This is a genomic window from Kaistia algarum, assembly GCF_026343945.1.
In the GTDB taxonomy this organism is placed as follows: Bacteria; Pseudomonadota; Alphaproteobacteria; order Rhizobiales; family Kaistiaceae; genus Kaistia; species Kaistia algarum.
The window spans coordinates 178,819-200,030 of the sequence record NZ_JAPKNJ010000001.1; the positions used below are offsets into that span (position 1 = coordinate 178,819).

Here is a 21,212-nt window from a genome sequence, read left to right on the forward strand (position 1 = left end):
GCTCCGCACTTCCCTGCCTTACCGATCGACGGGCGATTTCGATCGAACCCTCTGTGGAGCGACGTCTCGGCGGGATCCGGGTCTCTCCCGGTCACCGCCCAAGCCGCGGCAAGCCAAGGGGCCGTTGCCCCGCACACAAAGAAAAACCCGGCGGATTGCTCCGCCGGGTCTTTTTCGTCCGATGCGGACCTGGAATTACCAGGAGCGCTTCAGCCAGAGGTTAACCGCCCAGGCGTCGCCATCGTCGATGGAGCCCGTGCCGTCGACGCTGCTGTACTGGCCGTCAAGCATGACGTCCAGGCCCTTGACGGGCGACCAGCCGGTCGAAGCAACAACGCGCCAGGCGTCGAGGCCCGAGTTGTCGTAGTAGCCGTCGCCGTCATAGGAGGCGTAGCCACCCGAGATCGCCGACCAGACCGAGGGGGTCCAAACATGCTTGTACGAAGCACCCGCGCTCCAGCTGGAGCCCGGAGCCACACCGGCGAGGCCGATCTCGTCGAAGCCAGCGAGGCCAGCGACCGAGGTACCACCCGAGATACCGGTGAAGGAGTTGGCGTTGTCGCCATAAGCACCGAAGACGGTGAACTTATCGCCAGCCGAGAAGCTGTCGAGAGCGAACTCGATGTTGCCGCCGATAGCCCAACCCTGCTGGGTCGAGTAATCATAGGGGTCGAGAGCCGTGCCCGTGCCCGAACGGTCGAGAGCGATGTCGGTGTAAGCCGCAGCGACCTTCGTCGAGAAGATGCCCGAAGCATACGAGACAGCGCCGATAACGGTCGGGATGTTCTCGCCGCCGCCATTCGCGTAGACCGTCGACAGGACCGGATAATACTGGCCGGTGCCCGAGTCATAGGCGTAGGAAACGGACGTGGCGGACGACAGGCCACCGAGGTTGCCCGAAGCGCCGCGATCACGCTGGTCTTCGACCGAGAGGGCGAGACCGAAACCGTTGACCTGGTAGTTCAGCTGGATCTGGTCGGCAGTGGTATCCGAACCCCAGACGCCGGTGTCCGTGTAACCACGGCCGAAGTCGAAGAGCGAGGTGAAGTAACCAGCCTTCAACGGTCCGAGCTGCAGGTAGGCGCTGTCAACGTAAGCCGACTTGGTCGTGGCGTTCACGGCCTGGGTCAGCGACTGGTTGAAGCCGCCGGTGTTGCCGGTCTGAGCGCGCATGTCGATGAAGCCGGTCAGGTTACCGAATTCGGTGACCGACGAGGCCGTCAGCTGGATCGACACTTCGGTGTAGAAGTTCGACCAGTTCGACGACGGATAAGCGCCGACGTAGTTGCCGTAGTCGGTGTTGCCAACCGACGTACCGAACTTCACGTAGCCGCCGACCTTGATGCAGGTGTCGGTGCCGGGCGAGTAGTAGAAACCGGCGCCGAAAGCGTCGCAGACCTTCACGTAGTCGACCGGTTCGGCGACCGTGAGATCCGCCGCCTGAGCGCCGCCGGCAACGATCATCGCAGCCGCAGAGCCGAGGAGAAGGGTCTTGAAGTTCATGTCCTGACCTCCAAAAGGTTAAACCAGGAGACTATTTCTTTCTTCTCGTCGCCTCAGGAATGCCTTGAAAAGGAGTTCCTGTATGTGGCCCGTTTGAAGTCCGTCAAATCCCCGTTCAGCTGCACTACCTATTTGGCCCCCACCCCTGGGTGCCGGTAAAGCAACCGGAACCGCTGAGTTCGATTCCGTAATGGCGATCATAGCGAATGCCCTTCCGGGCGCTATGACGGAAATGCAACACAGCACCGGATCATCGTCGCTTTGCCGGTAAGGTTTCGGTAAGAGGTTGGCATCTAGCCGTTTCCTGCCGTTTTCCGCCGCCTTCCAGCGGCCCAAATCGGTCTCACCACCCATCATCACCGATCCCGAGGCGCTTCCCATGGCTTCTTTCGACCGCGAATCGATCCTTTCGCGACTCAGCAATGTCCCCGGGCCGGATGGCGCGGGCGATCTGGTGTCGCTCGGGCTGGTCTCGGACATCCTGATCAATGGCGGCAAGGTCATGTTCTCGATCACCGTCGACGCGGCGCGCGCCCGAGAATTGGAGCCGCTGCGCGAGCAGGCGGCCGCCGCCGTGCGCGCGGTTCCCGGCGTCGAGAGCGTGCTGGTGATCCTGACCGCGGAAAAGAAGGGCGGAAGCGCTTCCGCGGCTGCCGCCCCGCCCCCGCCCCGTTCAACGGCGCGCCCCGCAGCCTCCGCCAGCGGCAAGCCGGGCGTTCCCGGCGTCGAGGCCATCATCGCCGTCGCATCGGGCAAGGGTGGCGTCGGCAAGTCGACCACCGCCGTCAACCTCGCACTGGCGCTCGCCGCGAACGGACTGAAAGTCGGCCTGCTCGATGCCGACATCTATGGCCCCTCGGTGCCGCGGCTGCTCGGCCTTTCCGGCAAGCCGCAGACGGTGGACGGGCGGACGCTGAAGCCGATGGAGGCTTACGGGATCAAGGCGATGTCGATGGGCTTCCTCGTCGAGGAGGAGACGCCGATGATCTGGCGCGGGCCGATGGTGATGTCGGCCCTGACCCAGATGCTGCGCGAGGTGGCGTGGGCGCCACTCGACGTGCTGGTCGTCGACATGCCGCCGGGAACCGGCGACGCACAGCTGACCATGGCCCAGCAGGTGCCGCTCGCCGGCGCGGTGATCGTCTCGACGCCGCAGGACCTGGCCTTGATCGACGCGCGCAAGGGGCTCGCCATGTTCCGCAAGGTCGACGTACCGATCCTCGGCATCGTCGAGAACATGAGCTATTTCGTCTGCCCGCATTGCGGGACCCGGTCCGACATATTCGGCCATGGCGGCGCGCGGCACGAGGCCGAACGGCTTGGTGTATCGTTCCTCGGCGAGATCCCACTCGAACTGGCGATCCGGGAAACCTCCGATGCGGGAACGCCGATCGTCGCCGCCGACCCGAACGGCCCGCACACGGCAACCTACCGCGCCATCGCCACGCGCATCGCGGCGGCGATTTCCGGCGGGACGGGGGTCCGCCCCCCGCCCCGCATCGTCATCGAGTGACGCGATCAGGCCGCCGTAACCAGCGCGGCACGATTGGCCTCCAGGAAGTCGCGGACCGAGACCGGATCGCGGCCGGTCCAGTCCTTCACCACCGAGGTGGTGATGGCGTGGTAGCCCTTCGAGGCATCGACATCGAAGGCCACCAGCGCATCCGCCATGAAGGGCGGCAGTCCGGCGCCGATTAGCCCCTGCCGCAGGCCCTCGGCCGGCACTGCAATATGCTGGACCGGCTTGCCGGCAATTTCGCCGGCCAGAGTGGCGAGGTCGTTGAAGGTCAGCGGCGCCGGGCCGGTAACGTCGAGGATCTGCCTTCCGCCGAAATCGGAGGCGAGTACCGCGGCGGCCGTTCGCGCGCAGTCGGCGCGGGTCACGAAATTGCGTCCAGCCTGGCCGGTGGCGGAAAAGAGCTGCCCGGTCTGAACCGCGTGCGGCAGGCTCATGAGCAGCAGATCCGTATAGAGATGGTCGCGCAGGAAGCTCCAGCCGAGCGACGAGGCCGCCAGCGCCTGCTCGGTCCAATAGTGGTCGCCGATCAGGCTTGATTCGGCCGTCGGATAGGGCGCGGGCGCGGAGAGGTAGACGACGTGCTGAACACCCGCGGCTTCCGCCGCGGCGACGGCGGCCCGATGCTGGGCGAGGCGGCGACCGGGCGTCGCGAGTTCATCCGTGCTGATGAGCAGCAGGCGCCCCGCACCGGCAAAGGCCGCGGCCAGCGTCGAGGGGTCGTTGAAGTCACCAACACGGACGTCGACGCCGCGCGCGGCGAAATCAGCCAGCTTCGAGGGATCCCGGGTGGTGGCGATGATCGGCCCGGCCTTGGCTTCCAGCAGGGCCTCGATCACCTGACGACCGAGCTGGCCGCTCGCGCCCGTTACCAACAGCGCCTTGTTGTCACTCAATTCTTATCTCCTTAGATGCGTCCGCCCATAGCCAGCGAGCGCCGGCACCATGGTTACGAATAGTAACTAGGCGCTTGACTCGAGGCTGTGAAGGACGCATTTCAAGGGGCGCAAGGCACATGGGCGGAACCACTCGCTCACGGATGGGCTGAAAATGTGAGGCCGCGATCCGGGGGCCGCGAAACGGAGGGCGAATGAACGAGCAGATCGGCCGGATCGACGGCGGAATGCCCGCCGACAGCGCGCTTTCCGTGGAAGCATTCCTGACGCCGCAGGGCGAACTGCCTGCCGCGTCCGATTGTCCGGTGCGCGACGTGCTGGATAGGCTCGGCGATGCGTGGAGTTTTCTGGTGGTCCTGCGGCTGGCGCCCGCGCCGATGCGATTCAATGCCCTGAAGCGAGCCGTGGGCGGTGTATCGCAGCGTATGCTGACGGTGACGCTGCGCAGCCTCGAGCGCGACGGCCTCGTCAACCGCAAGGTCTTTCCGACGACCCCGCCGCAGGTCGAATACAGCCTGACGCAGCTCGGTTTCACGCTCGTGCGACCGATGGCGGAACTGACGCGCTGGGCCAGCGACCACCACGCCTCGGTGCGCCAGGCCCGCGCGGAGTATGACGCGGGGGCGGCTTAGGCCATGCCACCCGCGGCCTTCATTCCGGCTGCCGCTTCAGCACTTCACCTGATAGGTGCCAGCGACCGCGACGGCCTTGCCACCTTCGCCGCCGACGCGGCGCAGATGCATCGTGACGCTCGCGCCCTCGACGAATTGCGCGGCGCCCGATTGCAGCACGAGTTCGCCCTTGGTGCCGACGGTGCTCTTGTATTCGATAACCAGCATGACGCTGGGCGGCAGGCCGCCGACGCCGACGCGCCAGGTCTTGTTCTCCGGCGTCTCAACGATGGTCGCGGATTCGTCGCTCGACCCGGCTGGAAGCGCGAGGGTCCATTTCGACGCCTTGCAGGCGGGGTCCCTGGCGACGGGCGCGGCGTTCTTGGCAAAAGCGGCGCTACCGGTGGCGAGCGGGGACGCCACCAGGACGAGTGCGGCGAGAATCGACGGGAGACGGGTCATGTCGGAGGTTCCGGATCCTGAAAGGGGCGGTGCGCAGTCAAACACGGCGCCGCGCTGAAATCGATAGTATCGCCGATACGTCTTCACGGCTGTGCCCGGAGCGCCACGCCTTGGGCTCACGGGCGAAGCGCTTATGGCTTCACAAGGCCCTTCAGCGCCGCATGCTGCAGCAGCATGATGGTCTTGGCGTCGCAGATGCGGCCGTCGTCGATCATGGCAAGCGCCTCGGGGAATGGAAGCTCGAGGACCTCGATGTCCTCGCCTTCCGATTCGTGCCCGCCGCCATCGCCGCCGCGATCGGCCGGCGAATAGCGCGCGACGAAGAGATGGAGTTGTTCGACGACGCTGCCTGGCGACATGAACGAGACAAAGACTCGCTCTGGCGTCTCGATCGTGACGCCCATCTCCTCCTCCGCCTCCTTGCGGATGCAGGTCACGGGATCGTCGGCGTCCAGCAGGCCGGCGCAGACCTCGATCAGCGGCTCGGCATGGCCGCGCTTCCAGGCAGGATAACGGAACTGGCGGATGAGCAGGACCGTGTTGCGGTCCGGATCATAGGCCAGCACCGCCGCGCCATCGCCGCGATCATAGGTCTCGCGGATCTGTCGCTGCCAGGTGCCATCGGAGCGGCGATAGTCGAAGACGTTCCGATGCAGCTTGCCCCAGTTTTCGGAAAGCAGGACCGATTCAATCGGTCGAATTCGGTCGTTCCAGTCGTCCATTCCCGGCTCCTCGGCGCTCGTCGCCCTCGGTTCTAGCCGATCACCGATCCGGATGGCAGCGGCTTGACAGCGCATGCGATCAAGCGTTTGACCGTTGGGCCGAACGAGGATCGGCCGAGGCAATTCGAACGGGAGAGAGCGGATGCGCGAGGCGCTGATCGTCTGGGGCGGTTGGGAGGGACACGAGCCGCGCCAGGGCGCGGAAGTGGTTGGGGCCATGCTGGAAGCCTCCGGCTTTCATGTCCGCACCGAAAATACGACAGCGGCCTTCGCCGATCCGGCCATCCATGATCTGAGCCTGATCGTACCGATCGTGACCATGTCGACCATCGCCAAGGAAGAACTCGCCAACCTCTCCGAGGCGGTGAAGGGCGGCGTCGGGCTCGGCGGCTATCATGGCGGCATGGGCGATTCGTTCCGGAACGAGCCGCTCTATCAGTTCATGGTCGGCGGCCAGTGGGTCGCTCATCCCGGCGATATCATCGACTACCGCGTCGACGTCACACGGCCGGACGATCCGGTGATGGCCGGCATCGCCAGCTTCGCCTATCGCTCCGAGCAATATTACATGCATGTCGACCCGGCCAACGAGGTGCTGGCGACGACGACGTTCTCGGGCGATCACGCCGCGTGGATCGACGGCGCCGTCATGCCGGTCGTCTGGAAGAAGCGCTATGGCAAGGGCCGCGTATTCTATTCCGCGCTCGGCCACGTCGCCTCGGAATTCGCCGTTCCCCAGATGCGCACGATCCTCGAACGCGGGCTCAACTGGGCGGCGCGCTGAGTTTCGTTCACGTCTGAATGGCCAGTTCCCGCTTCAGCCAGTCGCGGAAGATCCGAACCGGACGTTTGCGGGTCGTGCGTTCGCTCGTGACGAACCAGTAGAAGAGATCGCTGCAGACCTTGCCCTCGAACGGGTGGACGAGGCGGCCGCTCGCCAGTGCGTCGGCGACCACCATGTCCCAGCCGAGCATGACGCCCTGGCCGGCCACCGCCGCCTCCAGCGCGAGGATCGGGTCGGAGAATCGTGGACCGGTGAGGTTCGGCATCGGCTCACCGACCACGGCGAACCAGTCGGCCCAGCCCACCATCGTGCCCTCGTCATGAAGGACCGGAACCTGGCCGAGATCGGCGGGGGTCTTGAGGCGATCCAGCCATTCCGGCGCCGCGACCGGGAAGAAGGGCTGCGGCAGCAGCCGCTCCAGCTCGACGCCCGGCCAGTCGCCGCGACCCAGGCGTATCGCGCAGTCGATGTCGCTGTGGTGGAGGTCGGCAAACTGGGCGCTGGCCGCGAAGCGAATCTCCATGGCCGGATTTTCGCGCGTGAAGCGGCCGAGGCGCGGCACCAGCCAGCGCGCCGCGAAGGCCGGCGCCACTGAGATCGTCAGCAGGCACCGCTGCGCCTGATCCAGCACGGCGACCGCGTCGATCAAGGCGTTAAAGCCCGTTGAGAGATGTGGCAGCGCCGCGGCGAGCGCCTCAGTTGGCCGCATTCCCTGCGCCGTTCTCTCAAAAAGGACAAACCCGAGCCGCTCTTCAGCCCGCTTCAGATGTTGACTTACAGCGCCTGGCGTTACGCCGAGCTCATCGGCCGCCGCGCCGAGATGGCCGCCTCTCGCGACAATTTCTATGGCCCGAAGGGCGTTCAACGGGACTTTGAATGGGTTCGCCATTCAGTTTTTCTAAAGTGTGACCGAGATCATGTCGATGGCTTCCGTTCTCCCCTATGCCCATCTTCGAAGGCGCAAGCCAAGGAGAAGCAACATGACCATCACCGGCCTCTATCGCGCCTTCATCGAATGGGCCTCACGTCCGATGCTCACGCATGACAATGAGAACGAGCTCTGGAGCCTGAGCGCCCGCGACCTCGCGGACCTGCCGATCGGACATGAACCGATCGACGAACCTTCCGCCTTCGAATCGGAACGACGAGACCGCTGCGCCTGAGCGCAGCGGCACAGCTTGAGAGGAGAAATTCCATGTCCATCGCCCAGAACGGCGTCCGAAGCGCCCAGACCTCCCGCGACGAGCGGCTGCAGGACCACTACAAGGTCCTGAACCGCCACCTTCAGGCAGCGCTGATGCATGCCCGCCCAGAAGGCCGCCGCGAGCGTCCCGAGCCCTGCGGCGGCGATTCGGCGATGGACTGAGGGCGCGCCCTCAGCCCCGGTCGAGCCAGGCCACCTGTTCCGGCGTGAGGCGGATGTCCAGGGCAGAGAGGCTGTCTTCCAGTTCGTCCAGCGTGCGCGGCCCGATCAGCGGCACCACCGGGAAGGGCTGGGCGAGGACGAAGGCCAGCGCGATGTGGATCGGGCTGCGGCCGAGCTGCTTCGCCAGTTCGATCGCGCGATCGCGCCGATCGAAATTCTTCTCATTGTACCAGACGCGAACCAACTCCTCATTGTCGCGCTTGTCGCGGCCGGCACGATCGGTGAAGAAGCCGCGGCCCTGGCTGGACCAGGCGAAGTTCGGCACCTGGCGATCACGGAACCAGGCCTTCCATTCATCGTCCGAGGACGAGACGCAGCCGGGCCAGATCACGTCCTGCATTTCGGCAAGCGCAAAATTGTTGGAAAGCGCCCCCGGCTTCTGCTTGCCGTTCTTCTCGGCATAGGCCACGGCCGCGTCGAACCGCTCGCGCGTCCAGTTGGAGCCGCCGAAAATGCCGCGAATGCGGCCGGCCTTGGCCTCGGCGTCCATGGCATCGACGAATTCGCCGACCGGAACGTCCGGGTTGTCGCGATGCATGAAATAGACGTCGAGATAATCGGTCTGCAGGCGGTCGAGGGTCTGGGTCAGCTGCTTGCCGATCACGTCGGGATAGCAGAGCGGGCTATGCGCGCCCTTGCCGATGACGACGGACTGCTCGCGCACCCCACGATTGGTGAGCCATTCGCCGAGCAGCCTTTCCGTATAGCCGCTGCCATAGACCCAGCCCGTATCGAAGAGATTGCCGCCCGCCTCGTAGAAGGCATCGAGCAGGATCGACCCCGACGCAAAAGTCCGGAAATCCTCGAAGCCGAGCGCGACGATTGAGATTTCCTTGCCAATGCCCGCCAGTTTGCGCCGCGGCACGGTGGTCCCGCCGGATTTCAGCGGCCGGCCCGAAAGCGTCTGCTTGCGATGGGCCGGCTTCTCGACGCTGTATTCAATGCCGGCATCGGCGCGCCATTTGTCGAGGACGCGCAGATTGCCGAGCGTATCGGCCCAGCTCATGCCGGGCGAATCGAGCTGCTGCTTGCCGGCGAAGATCGCTTCCGCGGCGGCATCGGCCTCGAAGGAATAGAGGTGGCGCTGCTTGCCGGTCCGGACGGTCTGCGTCTCGCCTTTCTTGATGATGTCGATGCGGCCGTCGCCGCCGCTGCGATCACCGTCGGCGAACCAGAAATCCGGAACCTCGATGCGGCCTTCGGTGCCGATGATGCGCAGGACATTGTCGAGATTGATCATAACCGCGCAGCTCACCTCAGCGATGATGCCGTTCTCGAACTGCAGCAGGGCCGAGGCCCAATCATCGGTGCCTTCGGCGTTGAGCTTGGCCATGCCCGAAACCTTTACGGGATCGAGGAACGGCTTGCCGGCCGTGGCGCCGGCGATGAAGCGGCTCATCGACACCGGATAGCCGCCGACATCGAGGATACCGCCGCCGGCCAGCGCGCTGGCGAAGAGGCGATGATCCGGCATGAAGCCCGGCATCTGGAAGCCGAAGCTCGATTTGATGGACCGCACTTCGCCTATGGTGCCGGAGGCGACGAGATCATAGATAGCCTTGGTCTGCGGATGCAGGCGATACATGAAGGCTTCGGCCGCGAAGGTGCCTGCCTTGCGATGGGCGTGGAAGACGGCATCGGCCTCGAAGGCGCTGAGCGCGAAGGGCTTCTCGACAAGAACATGCTTGCCGGCCTCGGCCGCCTTGATCGCCCATTCGGCATGGCCGACATGCGGCGTCGCGATATAAATCGCGTCGACATTCGGATCCCTCAGGATGGCGTCATAACCATCGAGGATGCGAGCTTCGGGGAAGTCCTCGGCAAGACCTGCCTTGCCCGGATTGCGGGTGGCGATCGCTTCGAGCTTACTGAGACGGGAATCGAGCACGCCGCGGCGGAAATCCTTGGCGATGGCGCCCGGTCCGACAATGCCCCAGCGAACGGGGTTCTGGCTTTCGGCCATAGGAAGTCCTCTTTTCTTGCAAAGTCAGGATGAAAGCGTAAGCGGCGCACCGCGGGAATGCGCGGAGCTTGGAGAAGGGCGGGCTGCGGGCCGTCTCATTTGACGGCGCCGGCGGTTATACCGGCAACGAAGTAGCGCTGCAGGAAAATGAACACGACAACCATCGGCAGCGTCATCAGCGTCGCGCCGGCCATCAGCGGGCCCCAGGGCACGACGTTGAGGCCGATCAGGCTGCCAAGCGCGACCGGCGCGGTGCGCGCGCCGGGTGACGTGCCGACGAGCAGCGGCCAGAGATAGGAGTTCCACGAGGCCAGGAAGAGGATGATCGACAGCGCCGCGATCGCCGGGCGGACCAGAGGCATCGCGATGGTGAAGAAGATACGCCATTCGCCCGCCCCGTCGACGCGCGCTGCATCCAGCAATTCTTGCGGCAGCGAGGAGAAGCTCTGGCGCATGAACAGGACACCGAGCGAATTGAACAGCGGCGGCACGATCAGCGCCACCCAGGTGTTGGAAAGGCCGAGTTCGCGGGCGATCAGGATATATTGGGGGATGACGACGACGGCATAAGGCACGGTTAACGTCGCGACCAGAAGGCCGAACAGAACGTTCTTGCCGACGAATTCGAACCTGGCGAAGGCGTAGCCGGCCATCGAAGTGAGCAGCACCGACAGCACGGCATAGATCAGGCCGATCATCACCGAATTGCCGAGCGCGCGCAGGAAATTCGCCGAGCCGGCCAGCGCGGCGACATTGTTGAAGAACTCGCTGCCGGGCGGCGGCAGGGTCGGCGAGAAAATCGAATTGTCGGGCAAGGTCGCGAACAGGACCATCAAAGCGAGCGGCGCCAGCCAGAGGAGCGCCAACGGCGTCATGATGGCAGTCAAGAGGATCGACGTTCGGCGCGGCGAACTCCCGGCCGGCCGCGACCAAGCCAAATGCGGAGGAGTTGGCGCCGTCATGACGAGGATCTCCGCGACAGCAGCAGGTTGAACGCCGCCATCGCCGCCGCCATCGCCGCGATCGTATAAGCGATCGCCGAGGCATAGCCGAAGTTCAGATTGCGGAAGCCCTGCTTGAAGAGATAGGTGCCGAGCATCTCGATCGAGACGCCGCTCGACTGCGCGTCGGTGATCAGCCACGGCTCGGTGAAGAGCTGCATCGTGCCGATGACAGAGAGAACGAGAGCGAAGACGATGACGGGCTTCAGCAGCGGCAGCGTGATGTGGCGGAAGCGCCGCCAGGCCCCTGCCCCATCGATCGCCGCGGCCTCGTAGAGGTCCTTCGGGATCGTCTGCAGGCCGGCGAGGATGATGATGGCGTTGTAGCCGGTCCAGCGCCAGGTCACCGCGATAATGATCGTCGCCATCATCCAGGTCGGGTCATGCAGCCAGTCGAGCGCCGGCAGTCCGATGGCCGTGAGCGCCTGGTTGACCGCGCCATACTGGCCGTTGAACAGCAGGCGGAAGATGACCGAATAGGCGACGTCCGAAACGACGATCGGCGCGAAGAAGGCGAAGCGGAACAGCGGCCGGGCGGCGAGCTTCGGCGAATCCAGCGCCAGCGCGATGGCGGTCGCCAGCGCCAGCATGATCGGCACCTGCAGCACCAGAACGATCAGCGTGTTGCGCAGCGCCGCATGGAAGGCCTGATCGACCCAGAGGCGACGCCAGTTTACCGCGACGTCGATCGTCCACGGATTGACGCGGGTATTCTGGAACGAAAGCAGGAAGGAATAGATCAGCGGCCAGAACCAGAAGATCGAAAAGACGATCAGATAAGGCAGCAGGAAGCGATACGGCACCGACCATTGCCGGTCGATCGGCTTGCCGCGCCGGGCCCGTGCCTGCCGGCTCGTCGTCGCGCTTGCGGAAATCGTCGCCACCATGGGGAAGCCTGCCAGGGGTTCGGAGACCAGCCCGAGGGAAAAGGCTGGTCTCCGGGACGCGAACGGCCGAAACGAGCGGCCGGTTTTCGCGCGTTACACTACTTGGCTGCGATCGGCAGGCCGGTGGCGCTGGCGATCTGATTGGCAGCTTCGTCCAGCACAGCCTGCGCCGAACCACCCTCGCCCTTCAGGAAGTTGACATAGGCGGCACTCACCAGGCTGTCGGCCTCGGCGAAATACTGCGTGCCGCGCGACGGCTTGATGTCGGGGAGCGTGCCGAGCACAACTTCCCAGACCTTCTGGCCGCCCCAATAGGGCTGCTCTTCCTTCACGAATGGGTCGTTCACCGCCTCGGGCAGGGTCGGCACAAGGCCGGAGGCCTTCAGCTGCGTGATCTGGCTGTCGGGACGGCCATTCGCGAAGTTGACGAAGGCGAGCGCGGCCTTCGGGTTCTTCGACGAAGCGGGGATGGCGAGCGCCGAACCGCCGATATTGGCCGTCTGGTTGCCGCCCTTCTCGAAGGCCGGGAGCTTGAAGACGCCCCATTTGCCGCTCTGGTCCGGGGCGTTGCCGCGGATCGAGCCTTCATACCAGCCGCCATAGACGGCGCTGGCGAGCGCATTGGCCTTGATCGCCGTCAGCGTCTCGTCCCAGTTGCCGCTCATGAACAGGCCGGCATCGTTGATCTTCTTGATCGTCTCCAGCGCCTGGACGCAGCCCGGCTGGCCGATCGTGATGCTCTCGCCCTTCTCGTCGAAATAGGCACAGCCGGCCTGGTTCGCGAGCATGCGGAACCAGCTCGTATCGCCATTGGTCGAGACAAACTTGGTGTTGCCGCCGGCCTTGGCGATCACCTTCTTGCCAGCCTCGATGAAATCGTCCCAGGTCGCGATCGTCGTGGGATCGACGCCGGCCGCCTCATAGAGGTCGCGGCGATAGAAGACGACGGCGGGACCCGAATCCCACGGCAGCGCATAGACCTTGTCGCCGACAGTGAGCTCGGTGAGCTTGAAGGCCGGGAACTTGGCGAGCAACGCGCCCTCATCGGGCGACATGGTCTTCAAATCGCTGAAGCATTCCGGAAAGCGGTTCCAGAACACTTCGGCCTCGCCATTCTCGACCGAATAGACGTCGGGCATGTCGGTGCCGCCAGCGGCGCAGCCGGCGAGGCCGCGGTCATAGACCGGTTGGTTGCCGAGGTCCTGCACCGTGACCTTGACGTTCGGATATTCCTTGTTGAAGGCCGGCACCACGGCCTGCAGCGCCGCCGCGGCGACGTTCCAGCTCCAGACCGTGATATCGCCGGAAACGTCGTCAGCCGCACGGGCCGCGCCACTGAACAGCATGGATCCCGCGAGCAGGGCGGCGGCAAGGCTCCATCCGGCGCGCGGACGGCGTTCGATTGTCGTCTTCATGTCTCTCCTCCCAGTAGAGTCTCGGCTTGCGACACTCGGCATGAACTTGGAGCGTCGAACCGCTTCGAGGGCGGCGCGGATGTGTCTCCGCCTCCCCCCACCCCCTGCAGCGACCTGATCTTCCTCCGCTCCAATTCCGGTATCATTAGGCCAACCTCCGCTTCTCCTGTCAAGCATAGAGGGAGACTGTTCGGCTATGCCCGCCAGAAACACGCTGAAAATCTAGATGTAGATGGATTTTGACCGAACTTGATACACTATATTGATATTGTGCACCGCATCCAGAGTTAGGGAACATTATAATCGCATTACGATACCGGAAGTATATCAAACAATACCGGAAACCCTCGATATGGAACCGCCCGCAGCGATGACGCGGCGGGCGGGAACGTTCGAATGCGGGGAGAGGTTTGCGCGCCGATGCCGGCCGACGCGGCTCAGCTAGCGGGCCAATGCCCGTGAAAGGCGAATTCGGCCACGGGGCGGCGGGAGCGCTCGGCCAGTTCCCGCAGCGCGCCACGCTCGCCCAGCAGGGTCGGATCGCCGGGATAGCCGATGGCGACACCCGTGCACGGCTCGAAGCCGTCCGGTATACCGGCAGCCGCAATCACCTTGTCGCTGTCGAAACCGCCAAAGGGATGGACTGCATAGCCCGCCGCCGTCGCCTGCAGCAGCAGATGGGCGAGCGCCATGCCCGTGTCGTGGCGATTGTGCCAGAGATGGCTGCCGTCCTCGGCCTGGAGTTTCGCCACCGAATAGGCAAGGACCGAGGCGCGCTGGATCCAGCGCTGATTGCCCTCGACGGCCGCCGCCATCAGCGCCTCGAAGGCCGGCTCGCCGCGGAATGCATAGACGAAGCGCCAGGGCTGGCTGTTGTTCGACGAGGCCGACCAACGAGCCGCCTCGAACAGCGGCGCGACATCGACCTCGCTCAATACCCGCTCCGGATCGAAGGCGCGCGGGCTCCAGCGCTCGGCGATGACATCAAGGATCGGATGGTCGGTCTGGGCGGTCTTCTTCACAGGGGCTCCTCATCGGGCAGGATTGGTCTCCCCTATCTAGGCCACTGCGGAAGGCAGGAACAATGCGTCAGACGATCCAGGGCACCACAAGCGGCCGGCTCAGCGTCGCCACCAGGAAACTGCCGACGACATCAGCGCTCATCGGACGCGCAAAAGCATAGCCTTGCAGATCGTCGCATCCGGCCTTGGTCAGGATCTCGGCCTCCTGCTCCGTCTCGACGCCCTCGGCGGTGACAGAGAGGTCGAGCGCGCGGGCGAGCGCGATGGTTGCTTCGCATAATTCGCGGCCGGAGCCGTTGCCGGTCACGCCGACGACAAGCGACCGGTCGATCTTCACCTTGTCGAAGGTGAAGCGGCGCAGGTAGCCGATCGATGAATAGCCGGTGCCGAAATCGTCCAGCGAGATCGTGACGCCCAGGGCGCGAAGGCTGGCGATAATCGCTTGGGCGCGGTCGGGATTGGCGACGAGGTGAGTTTCGGTCATCTCGATCTCGAGGCGGCGCGGCGGAAAGCCGGTGTCGGCGAGAACCTTGGCAAGCAGCGTATCGAAGCCCGGATTGCGGAACTGGACCGGCGATACGTTGACCGACAGCTTGACGTCGGGCCAGGCGAGCGCATCGCGGCAGGCCCGGCGAAGAACCCATTCGCCGATCGGCTCGATCAGTCCGCTTTCCTCCGCGATCGGCACGAACTTGTCGGGAGGCACCAGACCCAGCTCCGGGTGGAGCCAGCGCAGCAGCGCCTCGACGCCGGAAGGCCGCATGGTGCGGGCATCGAAGATCGGCTGGTAGACGACGGCGAGATTGTCCTGCCGGATGGCGTTCCGCAGATCCTCTGCGAGACGCACCCGCTCGGCCTTCGCCGCATCGATCGACGGGTCATAGAAGGCGACGCGGTTGCGGCCGAACTCCTTGGCGAGATACATGGCGACGTCGGCGCGGCGCGTGAGTTCATCGGCCGAGATGGGTTCGCCCCATGTCGCCGCGACGCCGGCGCTGGTGCTGATCTGGACCTGCCTGCCGTCGAGGTCGAACGGCTCGTCGCAGGCGCGCACCATCGTCTCCGCCACGACGCCGGCCGCATTGGCCGCATTGGCACCATGCATCACGACGGCAAATTCATCGCCGCCGACGCGCGAAAGCATGCCACGCCCCTCGCAGATCCGTGCGAACGCCGCCGCGACCTTGACGAGCAGGCGGTCACCGATCTCGTGGCCATAGGTGTCGTTGACCTCTTTGAAACCGTCGAGGTCGAGATAGATGACGGCCAACCGCCCGTCGCGACCCGTCTGGACGGCATCGCCGAGGGCGCGGCCGAGCGTGCGGCGGTTCGGCAGACCGGTCAGCCCGTCCTGGCCGGCCGCGCGCTGGGCCTCCTGCTCGCGGCGCTGCAACTCAACCTGATTGCGGAAGCTGATGACAAGGAGAAACGCCATCGTCGCGCAGATGAGCGTCATCGCGAGCACGGCCGTAGGCGCCACGCGGGTAAGCGCCTCCGTGCCACGACTCGACGGGCCCCAGCTCAGTGCGCCGATCTGGTGGCCGAGCGGATCCAGAATGGGTAGCACCTGCGCCAATCCACTCGCATCCTTGACGAGCGTCAGCTCGTCGAGGACAAAGTCTCGGCTCAGCCGCTGTATCGCCGTCTGCTCGAGATGGCGCGCCATCACGAGGAGGCGCGTTCTGCCGGTAGGCAGGCGCACTTCGCCGTTGGACGGCAAGACCGAACCAATCGCCACGGCGGCGATCTCGCCCACATGATCCTTCAAGAATGCCGTCTGGGCTGCCGTACGGTACGGCTCGCGACGTACGGCCTCGATCATCAGATCGATCGCCGGGCCGAATTCCTCACGCACAGATCTCAGTGCGGGCTGGCCATTGCGATAACCGAAGACATCGCGACCGGACTCATCGAGGAGAAATACCTGATCATAGAGCACACCCGCGCGCGTCGAATCCTGGATATTGGTGCGGACGAAATCGTAGTTCACCGTCCCGTAGAGATTGGTGACGGCATCGTTCCAGACCGCGTAGTCGCCATGGGTCTCGCGGAGATGTGTCAGGAAGGAATTCAACGCCGCTTGCGAGGATTTCTCGCGGCCCGTCGTCTCGATCCGGTCGACCTGGGCAGCCATGTCGCTCAGGACCAGCGAGGCAGCGCCGATGGCGACGGCCAGCAGCAAAGCAGAGGGTATGGCGACCTTGAGGCTGAAGCCCCATGTGGATCTCAGAAATCGCGCCACGAATCCCCCGCTGCGCCCGACTTTCTCTCCATCCAATCCTGCCCGCTTTAAGATCGGATGAAGTTTATGTCGACCCTCCGAGATCGCCCAGCACGGCGCTCAACGCATCCGCCGCGACCGTGCCGGGCGTAACGGCGATGGCGGGAATCGAAAGCCAGGCGGCGAGATGGCGCAATTCTTCGGCGAGCGCCTCCAGCATCGGCCCGATTTGGCGCACCCCTTCTTCCGGGAAGACCCCGAGAACGAGCAGCCGACCGGTCTTCCGGTCGGCCTTCAGATCGACGCGCGCTTCGATACGCCCGCGATGCAGAAACGGCATGACGAAATAACCGAAATTGCGTTTGTGGCCGGGTGTGTAGAACTCGAGCCGATAGTGAAAATCGAAGATCCGCTCCGTCCGCTCGCGATAGGAGATCAGTGGATCGAAGGGCGAGAGCAGCGCGGTCGGCAGAAGGCGGGCCGGCACCGGCTGCTCCGGATCGAAATAGGCCGGCTGACGCCAGCCTTCGACGGTGACCTGAGCCAGGCGGCCCGCTTCGACGAGTTCGGTCAGCGCCTGGCGGGTTTCGGCGACCGGCAGGCGGAAATAGTCGCGGATCTCGGCCTCGGTTGCGATGCCGTGGGCCTTGGCGCCTAGGCGGGCTAGTTCGCGCGCCCCGTCGGCGGCGGACGGGGTCGGGCGCTGCAGCACCTCAGCCGGCAATACCCGCTCCGGGAGATCGTAGACGCGCTCGAACCCGCGGCGGAACGCTGTCGTGACCTTGCCGGTCCAGAACAGATATTCCAGCGCAATCTTGCCCTTGTGCCAGCCCCACCAGGGCCCGTTGCGTTTCCCCGGATCGTCAAGTTCAGAGGCGGAGCGAGCGCCGTTTCGTTCGATTTCCGCCAAGGTCGCGGCGACATAGGCCGGATTCTCGCTGGCAAAGCGATGGACGCCGCCATAGATGCCAAGCCCATCTTGGGCGCGCTGCATGCGCCAGCGGAACAAAGGTTGCAGTTCGATCGGCAGCAGCGAAGCTTCATGTGCCCAATATTCGAAGAAAACCCGCTTCGAACCGGCCGCGAAGGCGCGGGCGTCCAGGCTTGAAGCAGGATAGAAGCCCAGACGGCTATAGATCGGGAGATAGTGCGACCGGACCAGGACATTGACGGAATCGAGCTGCAGAAAGCCCATCTGACGGATGGCAGCCTCGACCTGCGGCCAGCGCGAAGGCGCCTCCGAGCGACGGACACCGAAACCTTGGGCCGACAGCGCGATCCGGCGGGCCTCCGAAGCCGAGAACTCCGCCCGTACTCCTGAGCCGGCCTTCGTCACGGGATCACGACATCCGTTCGGCGGTGCGGGCCGTTTCGGCCATGGCCGTCTGGATCCGCCGCCCCTCGCCGAGTCGGTCGAACAGGGCCGTCACCTCGGCCGCGGCGATCGGCTTGGAGAGATAGAAGCCCTGGACGTATTCGCACTGGAGCAGGCGCAGGAGCTTCAGCTGTTCGGCCGTCTCGATCCCTTCGGCCACAACGGCGATGTCGAGCGCGTCGCCCAGCGCGATCATCGACTGGATCAGAGCATTGGCGGTCGGATTGGTGCCGAGTTCGGCAACGAAGGACTTGTCGATCTTGAGCCAGTCGAAAGGGAACTGGCGCACATAGCCGATCGACGAAAAGCCCGTGCCGAAATCGTCGAGCGACAGACCAAAGCCCATGGATTTCAGCCGCGCCAGCTTGCGCTTGGCGATGGTCGGATTGCGTACCAGCAGACCTTCGGTCAATTCGAGCTTGAAGCGGTTCGGCACCACTGCATGCCGGCGCGCGATGGCGGCAAGATCGTTGGCGAAATTGGGCTCGCGAAGCTGGGCCGGCGAGACGTTGATCGACACCTTGATGCCGGGCCAATCGGCCATGTCCTCGCAGGCGCGCTGAAAGACGAACTTGCCGATGTCGTGGATGAGGCCCGTTTCCTCGGCTACGGGAATGAAATCCGCCGGCGAAACCCGCCCGAATTCGTGCGAATCCCAGCGCACAAGCGCCTCGACGGAGACGATGGCGAGATCGTTGGCGCGCGCGATCGGCTGATAGACGACGGAGAGTTCACCCGACTCCAGCGCCGAACGCAGGGCGACGCTCAGCCGCTTCTTGTGCAGCGCACCCGTCTCCATGCCGGGATGATACTGGACCGCATCGCGCTCGGCGGAATTCTTGGCATGATACATGGCGAGATCGGCGCGGCGCAGCAGTTCGGCCGGCGACGCTTCCGGGCCGTCCGAGACGGCATAGCCGACCGCCGCGGTGACCTGGAACTGGAAGCCGCCGACCCCGAAAGACTGGTCGAGCATGTGCACCATGGCCGAGGCGATGCCGGCGGCGGCCTGAGAAGCCGTGCTGCCGACCAGAGCGACGGCGAATTCATCGCCACCGACGCGGGCAAAGGTCGCATCCGGCGGCATGACGATCGCGAGTCGTTCGGCGAGCCGCTTCACCAGTTCGTCGCCGCCTTGGTGCCCGATCGAATCGTTCACCGACTTGAAACCGTTGACATCGAGATAGATGATCGCCGCTTCACCGCGGCTACAGGCGTCTGCAAAGGCGCGGGCTTCGCTGAACTCGTTGAATCCGAAGCGGTTGATCAGATCCGTCAGACTGTCGCGGCGGGCCGCGTTGATCGCCAGTTTCTCGCTCTTTCCCTGCGACAGAGCCAAGCGGCGGGCGCGCAACACGGTCGCCATCGCGATAATGCAGAACACCAGCACGCCGAGGGCGATTGGCAGGAACACGCTGCGAAGCACCGCATATCCCGGCGTCGGCGGCGACCACACGAAGGCGCCGATCAGGTTGCCATCGAAGTCCTTGATTGGTGGAAATCCGGACTGGATCGCATGATCGGTCGCTTCGAGGTTCAGCGACAGGTCCTCGATCAGGAACTGGCGGCCAAGTTCATGCAGCCGGCTGTGGTTGAGATAGACGCCCTGCACGAGGAACGGCAGCGTCGCCGGATCGACCTCGGAGGCCCGCGAGACGGGCGCGATACGGGCGACCGCGATCAGCAGGATACTGTCGCCGACGCGGAAATAGGCGGCTCTGGCAGCCTCGTTCTCGACCGGCATGCCCACGGCAAGCAGCTTGATCTTCGCGCGAATCTCAGGGGAAAAGATGTCGCGCGGCGCTCCGCGATCATTGTCTATGGCCCAGGCATAGGGAATCTCGCCCTCCGGCGAGATGATCACCAGGATATCGGAGATCTGGGTGTCCTTGATGCCCGAGCCGAAGTTGGCATCCACCCAGGCTTCGTCATGCGCCACATAGGCGTTGTAGCCGGCCTCCCACCACGCATAGTCATTGGCGAAGGCTTTGACGTTGTCCTCCATGGCCACGATTCCGCCCGTGACCATGGTGCGCGTGTTGATCTGCGCCTGCTCGTTCTGCGCCTGAGCCATCCACCACACGGCGATCGCAACGGTGAGAATCGTGACGACGATCGCTGCGACAAGATTGAGCGTTATGCGGCCGGCAATCGAGATCGGCATCAGGCGGAGGGCTCCGTTCCTACCCATTGTGGCGGCGAAGATTTGACATAGGCTTAAGACAATTGGCGATTTTCGGCGCTTTCTGGCGCTAAATGACGACAAAGGCCGGATTGGGTACCAATCGGCTAGAATTGCGATGATCAGCCAGACCAATATTTTCCCCGGGGCCATTCTTGAAGCCGTCACGACGAACCGCTATGGTTAACTAACAGTAAACTTCGCGCGCAGGTTGCCGGCCAGCGACCCGCGGGGTTCGTTAGTGCGTAGCGGGTGCGGGCGATGCGGCGGGATCATGAAGACGGCGAGCCGGTTTCGGCTCGTGCGCGGGAGGGCCGATGCCCTGTCGACCACGGGCGCGGATTTGTATCCGGCTCGGACTTCGAGCGATGGCGCGACAGCGAGGTCCGTTGCTCCGCTGGCAAGCGTGAATTCCAGCTCGGCCGCTATCTGGTCGAGCATGTTCGCAACGGCTACCAGTTCCTCCAAGCTTTCGAACGCTTCCAGGCCGGTGTCGTCGCGCATGAGAAGACGGGATTCCTCGCCATCGTGCCGAGCCTTGCCACCGATTTCTCCGATTCTGTCGGCGAACTGCGCCGGATGGGCGAAATCATGGTCGAGGCGGGCCTCGCCGAAAGCGCCGGCGCGCTCATCCATGGCCAAACCATCGCCGTGCCGATCGACGTGCGCTGCCCGGTAACGGGAATCGACACGGTCTATGAGTTCTTCCCGGTCGCGTTCTGCCGCCATGCGGCTTCGCTCACCGATCCGCTCTATGATCCGTCGTTGAGTTCTCCGTTTCTGGCGATCAACACGACCTCCGACGCCTTCGCGTTCGGTATGCTGGTGCGCGATCTTTCCGATCGGCATTTCCACTGCGCGCCCCATGAGATCGGCAATCGCGCCGACTTCGAAAGGCTGCTGCACAAATGTGCCGTGGCCTGGCAGAACATGTCGGCTAACACGATCCTGAGCTATAATCGCGTCTCGGCCGTTCCCGAGCGCGCGGTCACGCTGTCGGAGGATCGTCGCTGGTGGACCGCGCCGCACAATGACCCCGTCTTCGCGGAGATGGAGAAACAGACGCATAGTCACGAGATGCCGGTGGTTTATGCTGATCGGCTGTGCCGAAAGTGGATCGCGGCCCTCTACGAGGACGCCGATTTTGTGCCTGGGCGCGACGGCCAGTCCGGCGGCATCTATGTTTCGGCCGAAGACATCGCCGCCGCTTTCCAGCCTTGACCGTC

Annotated in this window: 19 protein-coding genes; 6 read left to right on the forward strand and 13 right to left on the reverse strand. The window is 64.5% G+C overall.

Annotation, left to right across the window (positions count from 1 at the left end):
* Window positions 1-195: 195 nt before the first annotated feature.
* Window positions 196-1,503: a porin gene (locus OSH05_RS00890; RefSeq protein WP_104218399.1), complete on the reverse strand. Its 1,308-nt coding sequence runs from the start codon at window positions 1,501-1,503 to the stop codon at window positions 196-198.
* 379 nt (window positions 1,504-1,882) lie between these two features.
* Here OSH05_RS00890 and apbC point away from each other — a divergent pair, with 379 nt between their 5' ends.
* The gene (gene apbC / locus OSH05_RS00895; RefSeq protein WP_104218401.1) at window positions 1,883-3,016 is read left to right on the forward strand and encodes an iron-sulfur cluster carrier protein ApbC; all 1,134 of its coding nucleotides are present in this window, start codon (window positions 1,883-1,885) and stop codon (window positions 3,014-3,016) included.
* Window positions 3,017-3,021: 5 nt separating this feature from the next.
* On the opposite strand, the gene OSH05_RS00900 is transcribed toward apbC, so the two are convergent.
* Entirely contained in the window at window positions 3,022-3,915 is an 894-nt protein-coding gene (locus OSH05_RS00900; RefSeq protein WP_266352005.1) for an SDR family oxidoreductase, read from the reverse strand.
* 194 nt (window positions 3,916-4,109) lie between these two features.
* On the opposite strand from OSH05_RS00900, the gene OSH05_RS00905 reads away from it, so the two are divergent.
* Complete coding sequence (locus OSH05_RS00905) at window positions 4,110-4,547, forward strand: winged helix-turn-helix transcriptional regulator (protein WP_104218402.1); 438 nt, start codon at window positions 4,110-4,112, stop codon at window positions 4,545-4,547.
* A 36-nt stretch (window positions 4,548-4,583) separates the two neighbouring features.
* Here OSH05_RS00905 and OSH05_RS00910 read toward each other — a convergent pair whose 3' ends face one another.
* Together OSH05_RS00910 and OSH05_RS00915 are read right to left on the reverse strand one after the other, a co-directional pair.
* Window positions 4,584-4,988, reverse strand: a complete 405-nt coding sequence (locus tag OSH05_RS00910; protein ID WP_104218403.1) for a hypothetical protein — start codon at window positions 4,986-4,988, stop codon at window positions 4,584-4,586.
* 131 nt (window positions 4,989-5,119) lie between these two features.
* Window positions 5,120-5,710 (reverse strand): NUDIX domain-containing protein, encoded by a 591-nt coding sequence (locus tag OSH05_RS00915; protein ID WP_104218404.1) that lies wholly within the window; start codon window positions 5,708-5,710, stop codon window positions 5,120-5,122.
* Between the two features lie 142 nt (window positions 5,711-5,852).
* Between OSH05_RS00915 and OSH05_RS00920 the strand changes: the two genes are divergently transcribed.
* On the forward strand, window positions 5,853-6,494 hold the full coding sequence (locus OSH05_RS00920; RefSeq protein ID WP_104218405.1) for a ThuA domain-containing protein: 642 nt from the start codon (window positions 5,853-5,855) through the stop codon (window positions 6,492-6,494).
* A gap of 7 nt (window positions 6,495-6,501) precedes the next feature.
* On the opposite strand, the gene OSH05_RS00925 is transcribed toward OSH05_RS00920, so the two are convergent.
* Window positions 6,502-7,383, reverse strand: a complete 882-nt coding sequence (locus tag OSH05_RS00925; RefSeq protein WP_104218406.1) for a LysR substrate-binding domain-containing protein — start codon at window positions 7,381-7,383, stop codon at window positions 6,502-6,504.
* 91 nt (window positions 7,384-7,474) lie between these two features.
* On the opposite strand from OSH05_RS00925, the gene OSH05_RS00930 reads away from it, so the two are divergent.
* Together OSH05_RS00930 and OSH05_RS00935 are read left to right on the forward strand one after the other, a co-directional pair.
* Window positions 7,475-7,657: a hypothetical protein gene (locus OSH05_RS00930; RefSeq protein WP_104218407.1), complete on the forward strand. Its 183-nt coding sequence runs from the start codon at window positions 7,475-7,477 to the stop codon at window positions 7,655-7,657.
* A gap of 32 nt (window positions 7,658-7,689) precedes the next feature.
* A complete protein-coding gene (locus OSH05_RS00935; protein ID WP_165801537.1) occupies window positions 7,690-7,860 on the forward strand; it encodes a hypothetical protein in 171 nt (56 codons plus the stop codon).
* A gap of 10 nt (window positions 7,861-7,870) precedes the next feature.
* Here the strand turns inward: OSH05_RS00935 and OSH05_RS00940 are convergent, their stop codons facing one another.
* The 8 genes from OSH05_RS00940 to OSH05_RS00975 all read right to left on the reverse strand — a co-directional run bounded on the left by OSH05_RS00940 (window position 7,871) and on the right by OSH05_RS00975 (window position 19,968).
* A complete protein-coding gene (locus tag OSH05_RS00940) occupies window positions 7,871-9,883 on the reverse strand; it encodes an aldo/keto reductase (protein ID WP_104218408.1) in 2,013 nt (670 codons plus the stop codon).
* 95 nt (window positions 9,884-9,978) lie between these two features.
* A complete protein-coding gene (locus OSH05_RS00945; protein WP_266352321.1) occupies window positions 9,979-10,758 on the reverse strand; it encodes a carbohydrate ABC transporter permease in 780 nt (259 codons plus the stop codon).
* 83 nt (window positions 10,759-10,841) lie between these two features.
* Window positions 10,842-11,771, reverse strand: a complete 930-nt coding sequence (locus tag OSH05_RS00950; RefSeq protein ID WP_104218410.1) for a carbohydrate ABC transporter permease — start codon at window positions 11,769-11,771, stop codon at window positions 10,842-10,844.
* A 98-nt stretch (window positions 11,772-11,869) separates the two neighbouring features.
* Complete coding sequence (locus OSH05_RS00955) at window positions 11,870-13,186, reverse strand: ABC transporter substrate-binding protein (protein ID WP_104218411.1); 1,317 nt, start codon at window positions 13,184-13,186, stop codon at window positions 11,870-11,872.
* 437 nt (window positions 13,187-13,623) lie between these two features.
* Entirely contained in the window at window positions 13,624-14,208 is a 585-nt protein-coding gene (locus OSH05_RS00960) for a nitroreductase family protein (RefSeq protein ID WP_104218412.1), read from the reverse strand.
* Window positions 14,209-14,275: 67 nt separating this feature from the next.
* The gene (locus OSH05_RS00965; RefSeq protein WP_133163074.1) at window positions 14,276-16,450 is read right to left on the reverse strand and encodes a putative bifunctional diguanylate cyclase/phosphodiesterase; all 2,175 of its coding nucleotides are present in this window, start codon (window positions 16,448-16,450) and stop codon (window positions 14,276-14,278) included.
* 64 nt (window positions 16,451-16,514) lie between these two features.
* Window positions 16,515-17,765, reverse strand: coding sequence for a winged helix-turn-helix domain-containing protein (locus tag OSH05_RS00970; RefSeq protein ID WP_104218414.1), 1,251 nt, complete (start codon window positions 17,763-17,765; stop codon window positions 16,515-16,517).
* Between the two features lie 4 nt (window positions 17,766-17,769).
* Complete coding sequence (locus OSH05_RS00975; RefSeq protein ID WP_165801538.1) at window positions 17,770-19,968, reverse strand: putative bifunctional diguanylate cyclase/phosphodiesterase; 2,199 nt, start codon at window positions 19,966-19,968, stop codon at window positions 17,770-17,772.
* A 279-nt stretch (window positions 19,969-20,247) separates the two neighbouring features.
* Between OSH05_RS00975 and OSH05_RS00980 the strand changes: the two genes are divergently transcribed.
* On the forward strand, window positions 20,248-21,207 hold the full coding sequence (locus OSH05_RS00980) for a hypothetical protein (RefSeq protein WP_123058902.1): 960 nt from the start codon (window positions 20,248-20,250) through the stop codon (window positions 21,205-21,207).
* Window positions 21,208-21,212 lie beyond the last annotated feature (5 nt).

Excerpts from the sequence above, each read along its gene's own strand:
- OSH05_RS00980 (WP_123058902.1), top strand. The coding sequence starts at position 20,248 with ATGCGGCGGGATCATGAAGACGGCGAGCCGGTTTCGGCTCGTGCGCGG.
- OSH05_RS00925 (WP_104218406.1), bottom strand. The coding sequence starts at position 7,383 with ATGGCGAACCCATTCAAAGTCCCGTTGAACGCCCTTCGGGCCATAGAA.
- OSH05_RS00955 (WP_104218411.1), bottom strand. The coding sequence starts at position 13,186 with ATGAAGACGACAATCGAACGCCGTCCGCGCGCCGGATGGAGCCTTGCC.
- OSH05_RS00905 (WP_104218402.1), top strand. The coding sequence starts at position 4,110 with ATGAACGAGCAGATCGGCCGGATCGACGGCGGAATGCCCGCCGACAGC.
- OSH05_RS00935 (WP_165801537.1), top strand. The coding sequence starts at position 7,690 with ATGTCCATCGCCCAGAACGGCGTCCGAAGCGCCCAGACCTCCCGCGAC.
- OSH05_RS00920 (WP_104218405.1), top strand. The coding sequence starts at position 5,853 with ATGCGCGAGGCGCTGATCGTCTGGGGCGGTTGGGAGGGACACGAGCCG.
- OSH05_RS00890 (WP_104218399.1), bottom strand. The coding sequence starts at position 1,503 with ATGAACTTCAAGACCCTTCTCCTCGGCTCTGCGGCTGCGATGATCGTT.
- apbC (WP_104218401.1), top strand. The coding sequence starts at position 1,883 with ATGGCTTCTTTCGACCGCGAATCGATCCTTTCGCGACTCAGCAATGTC.
- OSH05_RS00910 (WP_104218403.1), bottom strand. The coding sequence starts at position 4,988 with ATGACCCGTCTCCCGTCGATTCTCGCCGCACTCGTCCTGGTGGCGTCC.
- OSH05_RS00945 (WP_266352321.1), bottom strand. The coding sequence starts at position 10,758 with ATGACGCCGTTGGCGCTCCTCTGGCTGGCGCCGCTCGCTTTGATGGTC.
- OSH05_RS00975 (WP_165801538.1), bottom strand. The coding sequence starts at position 19,968 with ATGCCGATCTCGATTGCCGGCCGCATAACGCTCAATCTTGTCGCAGCG.
- OSH05_RS00950 (WP_104218410.1), bottom strand. The coding sequence starts at position 11,771 with ATGGTGGCGACGATTTCCGCAAGCGCGACGACGAGCCGGCAGGCACGG.
- OSH05_RS00940 (WP_104218408.1), bottom strand. The coding sequence starts at position 9,883 with ATGGCCGAAAGCCAGAACCCCGTTCGCTGGGGCATTGTCGGACCGGGC.
- OSH05_RS00930 (WP_104218407.1), top strand. The coding sequence starts at position 7,475 with ATGACCATCACCGGCCTCTATCGCGCCTTCATCGAATGGGCCTCACGT.
- OSH05_RS00915 (WP_104218404.1), bottom strand. The coding sequence starts at position 5,710 with ATGGACGACTGGAACGACCGAATTCGACCGATTGAATCGGTCCTGCTT.